7 protein-coding genes are annotated in these 13,944 nt (G+C 33.7%); all 7 read right to left on the bottom strand.

Annotated features, from left to right (window positions below):
* Nucleotides 1–4: 4 nt before the first annotated feature.
* Complete coding sequence (locus L3X37_RS05720) at nucleotides 5–2,131, bottom strand: GDSL-type esterase/lipase family protein (RefSeq protein ID WP_237239211.1); 2,127 nt, start codon at nucleotides 2,129–2,131, stop codon at nucleotides 5–7.
* 293 nt (nucleotides 2,132–2,424) lie between these two features.
* On the bottom strand, nucleotides 2,425–4,812 hold the full coding sequence (locus L3X37_RS05715; RefSeq protein WP_237239210.1) for an alpha-L-fucosidase: 2,388 nt from the start codon (nucleotides 4,810–4,812) through the stop codon (nucleotides 2,425–2,427).
* A 15-nt stretch (nucleotides 4,813–4,827) separates the two neighbouring features.
* A complete protein-coding gene (locus L3X37_RS05710) occupies nucleotides 4,828–7,068 on the bottom strand; it encodes an alpha-L-fucosidase (RefSeq protein WP_237239209.1) in 2,241 nt (746 codons plus the stop codon).
* Between the two features lie 125 nt (nucleotides 7,069–7,193).
* Nucleotides 7,194–8,240 (bottom strand): alpha-L-fucosidase, encoded by a 1,047-nt coding sequence (locus L3X37_RS05705; protein ID WP_237239208.1) that lies wholly within the window; start codon nucleotides 8,238–8,240, stop codon nucleotides 7,194–7,196.
* 20 nt (nucleotides 8,241–8,260) lie between these two features.
* Nucleotides 8,261–9,760 (bottom strand): alpha-L-fucosidase, encoded by a 1,500-nt coding sequence (locus tag L3X37_RS05700; RefSeq protein WP_237239207.1) that lies wholly within the window; start codon nucleotides 9,758–9,760, stop codon nucleotides 8,261–8,263.
* 32 nt (nucleotides 9,761–9,792) lie between these two features.
* Entirely contained in the window at nucleotides 9,793–11,601 is a 1,809-nt protein-coding gene (locus L3X37_RS05695; protein WP_237239206.1) for an alpha-L-fucosidase, read from the bottom strand.
* Between the two features lie 6 nt (nucleotides 11,602–11,607).
* On the bottom strand, nucleotides 11,608–13,944 hold the full coding sequence (locus tag L3X37_RS05690; protein WP_237239205.1) for a beta-N-acetylhexosaminidase: 2,337 nt from the start codon (nucleotides 13,942–13,944) through the stop codon (nucleotides 11,608–11,610).

Here is a 13,944-nt window from a genome sequence, read left to right as displayed (position 1 = left end):
TTTATTATTTTATTAGTTCATTATATTTCTCTTTTATAAATTTCCCCCAAACTTGATATCCTTCTGGCTTTAAATGGACACCATCTTTACTGTAAAGATTATCTTTTAAGTTACCTTTTTCATCAGAAAACAGGTCGATAAGGTTATAATAATTGATTCGAGGCCTCTCATCTAAATAGGCTATATTTTTATGAATTTTATTATATTTTTGCCTGCGCTCAGAATGGGCATCCAAACCTGTTGGCAGTGGACCTAAAAACAATATTTGAGAATCTGGAAATTCATGTTCCATTAATTCTACAATTTCCTCTATGCCTTTACTAATTTCTTCTGCAGAATTAAATCTAAAATTATTAACGCCAATTGCTAAAGTTATCAATTTAGGCTTGTTAGCATTATAATTTCCGTTTTTTATCCTCCAAAGAATATGTTCTGTTCTGTCTCCAGAAATACCAGCACTTACATAGTTTATTCCTTTAAAATGAATGTTTGCTGCTTCTTGACCAGGTTTATATGTTGTAAAATTTCGATTGCCTCCCCAACCTTGGGTTATGGAATTTCCTATTAATAAAATATCTAAATCTTTTGTTGACTGACATAAGTTATTTATATCTTCCATTTGATGCCACCAACCCTTGTCTTTTATCCAACCAGCCCCTGAGCGATACTCTGAAGCTGGAGCTGTGATAACTGCAAAATTAACTTTGTTGTTGGTTGCTCTTAATATAAAATCCACTATTGGTGTTGGGTTTTCTAAACTGTGAGGATGATGTCCTATTTCTGCTTTATAAATGGTTTTAATTTCTCCTCCTTTTTCTTTAATCTTTTGTTCAAAAATTCGTGTATTCTCATCAACTGGAACTACCTTATCGGCTTCACCGCATACATGAATCATTTGGAAACCACCTCTTACAATGGCCTCTATTTTATCAATAGGGTTTCCTTTAAAATTGGCTACCTCATCTTCTGTGGTAATATGATATGCCTTTTTAAAAACGTCCCAGTCGTTTTTACTTCCTTTCCCTTTTCCTTTAGCAGCAGGCCAACTCATTCCATCTAAAACTGGAGCATCTGCATATATACATGCTACTTTTTCAGGATTTTCTGCAGCCCAATTATAAACTATAAGGCCACCTCTACTCATACCTTCTAAAACCACTTTATGAAAAAAACCGTTTTTAACCATAAAATTATAAAAAACATTCCAACGGTTTACAGCTTCATCATTACCAAAAAAATGAGCCACATCGCAATAGGCAATATGATATCCCCTTTCTAACAAAGCAATATCGGTTTGTGGTTGGTGACCAAAAAAACGAGCACGCAATACCCAAGGTTTTCCTCTAGCTATTCTTTTTGGTGTAACTATTTTACACGAGATCTTTTTATATTTAAAATCGGTTAACTCAAAGCCGTGAAAATTACTCACTTTACGTTCTAATAATTTTAAAGTATCAAATTGCATACGGGAATCCTCAGCCTTAAAAATTACATTTTCGTATATACGTCTTGCTATTCTTGTAGCACCTAATGATGACGGATGAATTTTATCAGGAAACATATTTTGATCACCTGTAAACAATTGATATAAATCAATAACTTCACTTTTTGTATCAAAAGCCACTTTTTTAGTTATAGGAATAATTTCATTTTTAATTATAGGATTCCAAATACTTGTAGAATCGTTTAAAAATGAAGGCACTGGTAATAATAAAACGACACGAACCTGATTGTTTTTTTCTTTGAAAGACCGAATGAGTGCTTTGTAATTGTTTTCAAAATCAGACTCTAAATAAATACGATTTTGTTGTTTACTATCATTAGTACCTAATTTTATATAAACCACATCTGGGGCAAAACTTAAAGCTTCGCTATATTTATCAGACTTCCAATAAGGATAATCCCCTTTTTTTAATAAAGTGTTTCCGTTTACTCCAAAGTTTTTTACTTCATAATTGTCTCCAAGCATCTCTTGTAATTGGTTAGGGTAAGCATTGTTTTCTCGATTATACATACCAGCTCCATAAGTAATACTATCTCCTATACACGCTATTTTTATTGGTTGATTTACTGGTTTACAACCCATAAATATTAAAAATCCAAACAAAAATAATTTTAAAAAAAACTTCATCTTCTTTTATGTTTTTAAATTTCTTTAATTAAAAAATTGGATATAATTTCTCTTATTCCAATTATTTTTATGAACAAGCTTTAGATTTTTTTAAGTCCTGTTCCTTTATGCTTCGCGTTCCCTTGATTATGCTTTATAATGGCTTTACTGTTTAAATTTTTGTTAAAAAAAGAGCATATCCAATAGATATAGAATCTCCGATAATTAAAACTTTTGTTGTTTTTTATTTGAAAAGCTACTAAAAGCTAAGACTGTTACAAACATATAAAAAAAGTAAAAATTATTTTTCGTTCTCATTCTATTGGTTTTACATAATAAGCGCTTAAGTTTTTTATTTGGGGCTCTCTTTCAAATTTCAAAACTTTTAACCTAATTCTACTAACTTTTACAAGTTCAAATTGTTCAATTCTTTTATTACCAATACTTTCGCCTTTAGTAATGATTTGCCATTTTCCATCTACTAAACCTTCAATCTGGTAACTCCTAATACGCTCCCCTTTTTGAATATCTTCTTGAATAATTACATGGTTAACTAAAGTAGGAGTATTAAGCTTAAGGGTTATTCTATTTCCTTTTCCTGAGGTAGAAGCTATTGGTATTTGAAATCTTCTTTTAATCTCATCTCCCCATTCTTTTAATCGTTTTACATCAAGTTCTGGCATCAAACCATCTGGATCTGGTGTTAAACCCATAATCAAGGTTGAATTTCTACCTACAGATTTATAATACATGTCCATTAAATTTTCCAATGGAAAAATATGTTTTTCATCTCCTGGTTCCCAGAACCATTCGTGTCTTCCGTTGTATCCTCTTAATGGTGCATCAGCCATAGCGGGCACCCAAAATTTTCCATTAGGATCTCCTTCCTTTAATAGCTTATAATTATCTTTATAAATGTTTTTTTGAGCAGATTCTCCAGTACCAGTATTATTATAAGGAAATGTTGCCCAACATGGATAGCTTACTGTTCCTGATTCTGACCCTCCCCAACGTGCTTCGGCTAATTGTCCATTATGATAAAATAAGCAATTAGGTTGGTATTTTCTAACTATAGGCAAAACATCTGGAGCACCATTATCTGGATGGTCTGCACCACCATCAAACCATATTTCGAAAAGTTCTCCGTATTTGGTACAGATTTCTTTAACCATACCTTCTACCATGTTGTTATACCATTCTTGACGGTTTTCCCTAAATGCACCTTCCCCATTAACTTTAAAATCATGAACGCCTAAAAACGAATTCCACCGAATCCCCAAATAGATGCCAGGTTTAATTCCATATTTTCTACAGGAAGCCACAAAATCGGCTACAATATCGCCTTTACCATCACGCCAATCGACTGCTCTTAAACAATACGGATTAACTTTAGATTGGTACAAGGCAAACCCGGTTTCATGGGTTGCGGTTAAAATAGCAAACTTTGCACCTGCATCTTTAGCAGTTTTTACCCATTGGTCTGTATCTAAGTTTATAGGGTTAAATATTTGATAATCTGGAATAGGATCAATTCTGTTTCCACCTTGTCCATATTTTTTTCCATCGAACACATGCAAATCGTAGTGAAAAACAACTCCTAATTCTGCTTCTTGCCATGCCAATTGCCTCTTATTAGGTTTTGGGTATGGAGCTTCTTCTATAGGAATAAAAATACTATACGAATCATTATCTTTCTTAACAGCAAGACTTAATACTTTTGGTTTACCGTTTTCATGATAAATAAACGGGCGCTCTAATCGGTCTGGTATAAGCACTGAGCCATCTTTCATCCTAACTTCTTTTCTCATCAAAACATATTCGTTTGATTTTTTCCAGCTGATACCGTCTTGTGATGTTACCATGCCTATGAAACCGTGTGTGTGAAAGACACCATAAAATCGGTTTCTAGTTTCGTCATACCATATAGACATATCCTCAGTATCTATATAATCAATAACAGGTTTTTCTTGTATTTCAAAAGGTCCAACTGGTGTTTCAGAAATTGCCACAGCTTGATTCCTAATAAAACGTTTTTCACTAGGTTTATCACCTTTTATTACCAAGTAGTATTTACCATCTTTCCCTTTATCAACTGCAGGATTAACTGCAAGGGTTGTTATTGGTCCCGACGGTTCTATTAAAGGTTGTTGTGTACGTTGCCATGGGCCATTAATGGAGTTAGATACTGCAACCCCAGTTCTCTGATTTGGGCGTAATATTTTCCAATTTGGATGGCTGTATCCTGTTTTAGCCGTTTCAATTAAATCTTCTTCTAAATAGGCTTTATCGCCTAAATTTGTGGAGATATAGTACAAATAATATTTCCCTTCAAAACACTTTATTTTTGGGTTATGGGCTGTAATTCCATCCCAGCTATTTTTTCCAGTACCCTTCAAAACGGTTTCTTTATATTTCCATGGTCCTGATGGTCTTTTCGATGTAGCATGGGCTATTTCAGAATGAGTTAACCAACCATAAAAACCATACTCCTTTTTCCATCTCGAGTAAAACATATGATATTTACCATCTTTTCCCTTTATAATAGAGGTTCCCCAGTTATAATAACCTTCCGTTTTAAAAATATTATCAGAAGACAATGGCTTAAAATTATCATACAAGCGTAAATCATCAGAACTATTTTGGGCAAAAAGCATTCTGCTTAAAACAAACAAAGCTATAAAACAATACTGTGCGGTTTTCATAATTATATTAATTAGTTATTCAAAAAAATCCAATTCGGTTATAGCTGCTTGCTTTTTGCCACCTGCAATAGTTTTAGATTCTATTCGTACAAAACGGGTGCTTACTGCTTCTTTAAAATAATGGGTACGTGGTGTTGGGTCGTTAATTAGATTACCAAACTCAAAACTTTCAAGTGGTTTCCAATTAATAGCATCAGCACTTACTAAAATACGGCCTTGTTCTATCATACCACTTGCGTCGTTTTTTGGTGGCGTGTACATAAAAGCTTTTATAATTTTTACTGCTCCTAAATCTATATTTAAATGATGTTTGGACCCTGTTGCTTTAGATTTCCAATAGGTATCTAGATTTTCATCAAACGCACTGGTATCAAAATGTTCTGGTGTAAAACTGTCGCCAGCTAAACTTTTCCAGTTTGTTTTTAAAATTCCAAACTTTCTAGAAACTTCACTTCCTTTTTGGTCTTGTGAAAATGCAACAGCTTTTACTTGACTAGGTGCCACTACAAATGGATGCTTGTAAACCTGCGATTCTTTTGTTGGCTCACTACCATCGGTTGTATAGCGAATTTCAAGTCCAGAATTTATATTGCCTGAAATATCTTCTCCATGAGGCTTCCATCCAAAGTCATGCTTTTTAGGCTGAATGCTTACCAATCCTTCTAAATTTCTTGTAATGGATAGTTGTGGTGGCCTTGTTTTATAATAATGTGCTGTGATATTTGAAATTGCAGGACTTAAACGTGATTCTAAAATACGGACTCTAAATTTGTTAGAAGTCACTTCTGGAAAACGCAAAATACGCTTGTACCCAATATTAGTGGCAGAAACAATTTCTTTCCAAGTGCCATCAATCCAAGCATCTACTGCATGTTTTTCAACGCGTTCACTATGTGTGGTAATGGCTTCTTGCAACACTATTCTGTTTATTGCAACAAGTTGAGACGTTTCAATTTCAATTGATTTATCAGTATCATTTAAAAGTTCATAGCTCAATACGTCACCATCAATGGCTTTTCCGCCTAAAGCGTTTTCGAATAAATTAGTTCCATAAGTTTCTTTTATTCTGTTACCCACTTGTACTAAAACATTGACATCTTCATCTGAAAACTTACCTTCTCTGTTGGGTGGGATATTTAATAAAAACGTTGAATTACCTCCAACAGAGCGCTCGTACATATCGAATACATCGTCTGCACTTCTTACTTTTTGTTTGTCTTCATCTCTATAAAACCAACCCTCTCTAATTGAAGTATTGGTTTCTGCTTGCTGATAATGTAAAAATTTAGCATCGTACAGCTTTTCCCTACTACCTATATCTTCTCCTGTTATATCAGCGAAACTATTCATCTCATGGGGATTCATTTCATATGGTATTACGTTCCATTCGGTATCTCTTGTCCCCCCCGATTCGTTACCACACCAACGGATGTCCTGTTTGCCAAATATTACGGCATTTGGCGCCAAAGTGGATATTAGCTCTTTCCAAGCCAGATAATTATATTGTTGTCCGCCTTTTCGTTTTGGATGTGCCCCGTCAAACCACACTTCGTGAATGGGGCCATATTCGGTTAATAATTCGAATAACTGATTTAAGAAATACTCATTATAATCGTCAACATTAAAGGTAAATGTTGTTTTGTTTTTAAACGGACGTTCTTCAACTGGTCTTGGAATGGTTCGGTCTGAATAGCTGCTTAGGTTGCCATAAAGTCCTTGTGCGTTTTCAATTTGATACAAATCGGCTGGTGACAGGTAAATCCCTAATTTTAAATTGTATTTTTGACAGGATTCAGACAGTTCTTTTAAAATATCGCCTTTACCATCTTTAAATGGAGTTGACATAACGCCATGTTTGGTATATCGGCTTTGCCAAAGCACAAAACCATCGTGATGCTTAACGGTAATAATTACCATTTTCATTTGGGCGTCTGCCATTGCTTTACACCATTGGTCGGTGTCCAAGTTTTGTAAGTTGAAGATTTTCGGATCTTCCATACCGTTGCCCCATTCCATTCTTGTAAAGGTATTTGGCCCAAAATGGATAAATGCGATGTATTCGTTTTTTAAAGCTTCGTACTGATTTTTTGTTGGCACAACATGAGCTGCCTTAAACACAATAGAATCTTTAGTATCATCAGCATCTATGGTTATAGTAGAACGGGTATTGGGTAACTGTACTTTTTGTGAATTACAAGCTGTAAGGGTAATTACCAATGCACAAATACTTATATACGATTTAAACTTAAATTTCATTTTTATAGTTTTATATAATGCTTTGTAAAGCATTTAATTTTTAATTTGTCTTTTTAGCTTTTGAGATACTAAATCAAGTTTAGAATAACAACAATTTGAATTTTGATATTTTTCAAACAATCAAATTATTTTTTCAACATTTTACCAACTTCTAAAAGTATTTCCACACTTTTTTCGGGGATATTACCATTACCGTCTGGGCCTACATTTAATAATAAGTTTCCGCCTTTATTATTAATATCTTTTAACTTTTTATAAACCACTTCAGGGTTTTTCCAATCGTTATCACTAGTTTTAAAACCCCAAGAATGGTTCATGGTATAGCAGGCTTCCCAATAATGTTTTAATTTGTCGTCTGGATGCTTTTGCTCGGGCGTACCAAAATCTCTTTTAAATACATCTCTTTTAGAAACCCTATTATTAATTATTATACTTGGTTTGAGCGTTCTTATGTATTGGTATAAATCGGCACCGGCCTCTAAATTCCACCATTCTACCCAATCTCCATCAAACCAAAGTATATCGGAATTATAATTGTCGATTAATTCTTTAATTTGATTTTTCATATAAGTAACATATTCTTTCTTCTTAGCATATTTCATTCTAATTTGTCCCCACCAATCCGAAGGCTTGTTACCATCAAGATTACGTTCTTGTGATGGGTGATGCCAATCTATAATACTGTAATAAGTTCCAAATTTTAACCCGTATTTACGACAAGCGGCACTTAATTCTTTTAAAATATCTCTTTTAAATGGTGTGCTACCAACATCAAAATTAGTGTATTTACTATCCCACAAACAAAAGCCCTCATGATGTTTTGTAGTTATAACAATATATTTCATACCTGCTTGCTTTGCAGTTTTTGCTATAAAATCTGCATCAAAATCTTTTGGGTTAAATGTAGCTACTAGCATTGCATATTCTTGAGCTGCAATGTCTGCATTAGACTGAATCCACTCAGCATAACCATCATATGATTTGCCTTTCCATATACCTCCTAGCTGACTATACAACCCAAAATGTATAAACATACCGTACTTAGCATCAGAAAACCATTGCATTCTTTTATCTAAATCAGCAGAACTTTCGTTAATATAATCAATATTTTTTTGGGCTTGTACACCTAAAAAGCTAAAGGCTATTAACAATATGATAATGTTTTTTTTCATGTAATTAGTGTGTTGTCTCATTAATTAATTTTTCTATTTATTATCTTTATAGCATAGGCGTATGCGTCAGTTTCTTTAAATTTATTAGGCTGATACGTTGGCATTGTGATTATTAAATCTTTTCCTACCTGTTTTCCAGATAAAGTTTCTCCTGTTGCCAATAAGGTAATTTCAGTATTTGATGAAGGTTTAAAACCCCTAATCACAATTTCATTTTTCCATTGTGGTGTAATGGCAAAATATGCCTTATCGTTTTGGGTAAAAAACAATTCTTTAACCGCATAACCAGGTTCAGGGTCGATAGTTTGTTTTAAAATAACATCGCCTCCTAAATAATGTTGTTTAGGGATATAATTTTTTTCGCCATTTAATGACCACTGGAACGAATCGTTCCATGGTCGCGTTCCGTAAATGGCCTCTCCATTGGTCTCTAACCAACTCCCTATTTGCAATAAACGCTCCTGCATAATTACCGGAATACTACCTCGTCCATCTGGTCCTATATCAAGTAGTAAATTACCCCCAGTACTCACAATATTTATTAAATTAAGCACTAAAGCTTTAGGAGAGTTATAATCCTGGACATCTTCATTTTGATTGTAACCAAAGGAGAAACCCATACCACGACACTCTTCCCAAGGCTTATCAAATTCTGGAGTTGCTGCTTCATATTCAGTTGTAAAATACCCACCATGTTTTTTTCGTATGCCTTTTCCCCATCTATCATTAACAACTATTGATTTTTTTACATTAGATTCGTTAAACAACCATGCTAAAAACTCTTTAGATTTCCATTTTTCTGCTTCCATATCCCATTCACCATCTGCCCACAAAATATCAGGTTTATAATTTTGTACTAAATCTTTAATTTGAGGCAAAAAATGCTCATCTACAAAACGTGTCTTATCATTTTGCCACCATGGATGGTACCATTCATATAGCGAATAATACAATCCCATTTTAACATCTGTCTTTTTTACAGCTGCTGATAGCTCTCCAACCAAATCACGTTTAGAACCTACTTCCATACTATTCCATGGAAAACCTCTATCATTTGCTTCTTTGTTTGGCCATAATGTATAGCCATCATGGTGTTTTGATGTTAATACTATATATTTTGCTCCAGATTTTTCAAATAATTTAGCCCATTCATCTGGATTAAATAAATCGGCTTTAAACATATCACCAAAATTGTAATATGAAAAGTGATCTCCATAAGTTTTTTTATGAAAATTAGTGACTTCATCGCCTTTAAATTTTCCATTCCCGAAAAGCGATTTGCTTTGCAACCAATATTGGTACCACTCAGAATAGGTGCCTTTTGGAGACCATGCAGGAACAGAATAAGGTCCCCAGTGGATAAAAACTCCAAACTTTGCATCTTGAAACCACTCTGGAATTGGTCTGGCGTCTAATGATTCCCAAGTTGGTTGATAAGCTTCTTGAGAACTTGCAACATTACAAACTAAAATTATCATTAAAGCAATTAAAGCATTGCATTTTATTATACTTTTTTTCATTTTAAATTTAGTTTTAGTTTTTTGATTGGTGTTTAATTTTTATCAATCTCAAAAGTCCAAGCATCATGAGATGGCATTTCTGAATATTTGATAGTTGATGTATTAATATGCACTTTTCCGTTTATATATTTCCAAGATAAAGTTTTATCGACCCCCAGTAATTTAACCGTGGCATCTTTACCAGGGTTTGGAATTGTTAAAACTAATTCTTCTTCAGGCCACTCAAAACTAATCGCATAAACTTTACCATTATTTTGTGTGTAGCATAAATAGGTTTTTAAAGATGTATAACGTCCTGCTAAACCTGGATTTGTTTTTTCTTTATCTTGAAATAATGCCGAAGCAGGGACCAATTGCTTCTCTTCATTTTTTGTTTTCCAGAATAAAGCTATTGATGCATTTTGTTTTTTCTCTCTATATTTTATTTGAATAGGATATAACTCCCCTGCTTTTAATTTAATCTTTCCTGTTGATGAAGCACTGGTATTTGCTCCCATAACTTCGGATTGCGAACCTTTAGCCGTAAAATTTTGGTTGATGACTAATTTGTTATTTATATAAACCGCAGCTTCATCATCGGCTTTAACTTTAAATGTGTATGTATCTGTTTTTGATGCTTCAATGTAACCATCCCATTCTGCAGTAAAGTCGTCCTCTTTAACGCCTTTCATTGGAGAATTTCTAACCCAATTAAAATTTATTTGAGGGTCTATTCGAGTTATAGTAAGCTCTTTTTCTTCTTCCTTAATTGAAAAAGGTCCTGCTCCATAAATAGCTTCACCATTAATTTTAAGCCAGTTACCCAATTGAATTAAACGTTCTTGCTGAATTAATGGTATCTGTCCATCGGCTTTAGGTCCAACATTTAAAATCATACCACCTCCATTGGCAACTGTTTGTACAAAACGATGTATTAAATCTTTAGAATTTCCGTAGGCTTCTAAATCTTCATTTCTATTCAAACCAAATGACCGACCTATACCTCTAACTTCTGCCCATGGTCTATGAGTTACTTTTATACCAGCACTATATTCTGGCGTTAAAAAGCCAATATTTAAACCGCTTCCCCATCTGTTGTTAACAATAGCATCTTTACCTACTAAGTTATAATACCAATGTATTAATTCTGCCGAATGCCATTGTTTTGCAGAATTAAACCATTCGCCATCTGCAAAAATTAAAGAAGGTTTATAAGTAGAAATTAATTCTTTAAATTGGGGAATCATATAATTATCTACATAATTTCCAATACTATCATGCGGATCGGTATACCAACGGTGCAAAGGGTGGTTCCACTCTGCAAGTGAATAGTACAGTCCCATTTTCAAACCAGATTTTCGAACCGATTTAGTTAAATCTCCAACCAAATCTCTTTTTGGTCCAACATCAACGCTATTCCAATTTCTATTATATTTACTAGGCCAAAGTGCATAACCATCATGATGTTTTGAAACAAACATGACATATTTTGCTCCTGCATTTTTAAATAACGCTGCCCATTCGTCTGGGTTAAATAATTCTGCTTTAAATAATGGCGCGAAATCTTTATAGGTAAAATGTTCGCCATAAGTATTTTTTACAAAATTAGTACGTAAAGAATCTTTTAATTGTAAGCCACGTAAAAACCATTCTGCATAAGATTCTTTACCTCCATAAGCTGGCACAGAGTAAAGCCCCCAATGCACAAAAACACCTAGTTTAGCATCTTTAAACCATTGTGGATAAGGTCGTTCTGTTACACTTTTTATATATTCTTCTTCTGTTTTTTGTTGTGCATAAGCTGATGCTATCAATAAAAAATAAGTACTAATTAATAAGAGTCTATTTTTAAAACCTTTCATGTATATTTAATTTACTATAATTTCATCAATCCATATATGAGATTGACTGCCACTTTTATGATGCTCATCTGGAATTGGATTAAATCCTTTCGCCTTTATCTTTAAACCCTTTACTTTAATTGAGTTGAAAGGAATACTAATATTTACCTTATTTCTACCTTGTTCAGTTGCTACTTCAATATGTTCTTTTTGAGTTAATAATTTAAAACTCCTTCCATCATTTGAACCATAAATTTCAATGGTTTTTGGAGGATAAATTCCCGAAATAGTAAAGCGTAATGCATCAAATTCTACTTCGCTTACTTCAATTTCTTTATCAAAAAGTATAAGTAATTCAGCTTCATTAGAAAAATGATTCCACGCTTTATCGCCTTTAGTTAATGCCGCATAGCTTAAATCTGTTAGTTTTTCAATCTGCTTTCCTTTTTTATCAAAAACTTTTGCTTGTTTTGCTTTATGAATTGAAAACTTTTTAGCTGAAACATATCCTACAGGTTTTTCGTTTTTAAATGCCCTTGCTTTTAATTGAGTACTGTTAGAAATAGTAAATGGTTTTTCATATTTAGATGATTTTGTAGTTGGCTCTGTTCCATCTAAAGTATAATGAATATTCAACCCGTTAACTTCAGTATGCATTTGTATTTCTATTTGCTTTCCATCTCCTTTATGGTCTATCCAAGGGCTAAAAGCACTAACCGCATACCTAACCTGTTGTGCATCAAGCCTATCAAATTGAGTATAGAGTCGGTTAGTAAAATCATTCCAGTCTTTATTTTCATGTGCTGTCCAAGCACTTTCTGCAATAGCATAAGTTCTGGGAAAACTCATATAGGTTAACTTGCCCCAATCGCTGATAGACTCTGTCCATAGGTTCGCTTGAATTCCTTTTATCAATTGCCCTTCATCTGCCGTTAATGTATCAGGTATCACTTTATAGTTATATGATGTTGACAGTAACAAGCGGGAGTACCCCAAGTTAGGTTCTAAATCGTCATGCCCTTGTTTTAAATCTATATAACAATAGTTACTAGGTGTCATAATTACTTCGTGTCCTGCTTTTGCTGAAGCTATACCACCTTTTTCCCCTCTCCAACTCATAACTGTGGCATTAGGTGCTAAACCTCCTTCCAATATTTCGTCCCAGCCAATCATGATACGATTGCGTTTGTTAATTATTTTTTCAATACGCTTGATAAAATAACTTTGTAACTCGTGCTCATCTTTTAAGTTCTGGTTTTTTATTCTTTGCTGTGCATGTGGATCAATTTTCCATTGTTCTTTATTACATTCATCGCCGCCTATGTGTACATATTTAAAAGGAAATAAATCCATGACTTCATTCAGCATTTTTTCAGCAAACAGAAACGTTTCTTCTTTACCGGGGTTATAGGTATTATTTTTAAAAACTCCACCAGTAGCAACATAAGGTTCGGCATTAACGCATCCAATTTCTGGGTACGCCGCTATGGTAGCTTGAGCATGCCCTGGCATATCTATTTCGGGAATAATTTCTATATGACGCTCTTTAGCATAAGCGATAATTTCTTTAATATCGCTTTGGGTATAAAAGCCTCCATAAGTTGCTTTATCATTTGGCTTTTGTTTTGGTCTCCCCCACCAATTAGATTTAGTTTCATCTGTAATATTGTAATCAACTCTCCATGCTCCAATTTCGGTAAGTTTTGGGTAACTTTTTATTTCTAACCGCCAACCTTGGTCATCGGCCAAGTGCCAGTGAAATCGATTTAGTTTTAATTCTGCCATAAAATCAATAACCTGCTTTACTTGGCCTTTTGAAAAGAAATGACGCGACACATCCAACATATAACCTCGCCAGCCAAATGCTGGATTATCCTTGATATCAACTACTGGAACGCCCCATCGTATATTTTGGACAGTATTTTTATAAAAGGTTGTTGGAAGTAATTGTTTTAAACTTTGTAAAGCATAAAAAAAACCAGCTTTTGATGACGCTTTTATGACGATATTATTTTTAGATATTTTTAAGTGATACCCTTCTGTTTCTATAGTTTGATCTGTAACGAAACTAATATCGCCCTTGCCTCCGATTACTATTTGCGGTATCCAACCAGCTACGTTTTTAAACTGATTAAAAAATTGATTGGCAATAATTTTTTGTTCTTCATTTTCAACTGACACTTTTGAAGTAGGTTTAATTTCAAAATATCCTTCAGATTTAATCAGACTTGCTGGTTTAGGAATAATATGTGCCTCTCCAATTTGAAGCACTAACTTTTTCTGCTCACACGAGGTTAGCAGCAAAAAACTCAATAGAAATACTCCAATAAATTTAAATAACCTTTTATTTTTTATAATTAGCAT

The organism is Wocania arenilitoris, from assembly GCF_021728535.1.
Lineage (GTDB): Bacteria > Bacteroidota > Bacteroidia > Flavobacteriales > Flavobacteriaceae > Wocania_A > Wocania_A arenilitoris.
The sequence above is the reverse complement of the archived record's forward strand: the minus strand, read 5'-3'. Positions and strand labels throughout refer to the sequence as shown.

What these genes read in the sequence shown, in the direction of transcription:
- L3X37_RS05720 (WP_237239211.1), bottom strand. Translation starts at nt 2,131, where the DNA reads ATGAAGTTTTTTTTAAAATTATTTTTGTTTGGATTTTTAATATTTATG.
- L3X37_RS05710 (WP_237239209.1), bottom strand. Translation starts at nt 7,068, where the DNA reads ATGAAATTTAAGTTTAAATCGTATATAAGTATTTGTGCATTGGTAATT.
- L3X37_RS05700 (WP_237239207.1), bottom strand. Translation starts at nt 9,760, where the DNA reads ATGAAAAAAAGTATAATAAAATGCAATGCTTTAATTGCTTTAATGATA.
- L3X37_RS05715 (WP_237239210.1), bottom strand. Translation starts at nt 4,812, where the DNA reads ATGAAAACCGCACAGTATTGTTTTATAGCTTTGTTTGTTTTAAGCAGA.
- L3X37_RS05695 (WP_237239206.1), bottom strand. Translation starts at nt 11,601, where the DNA reads ATGAAAGGTTTTAAAAATAGACTCTTATTAATTAGTACTTATTTTTTA.
- L3X37_RS05690 (WP_237239205.1), bottom strand. Translation starts at nt 13,944, where the DNA reads ATGCTAATTATAAAAAATAAAAGGTTATTTAAATTTATTGGAGTATTT.
- L3X37_RS05705 (WP_237239208.1), bottom strand. Translation starts at nt 8,240, where the DNA reads ATGAAAAAAAACATTATCATATTGTTAATAGCCTTTAGCTTTTTAGGT.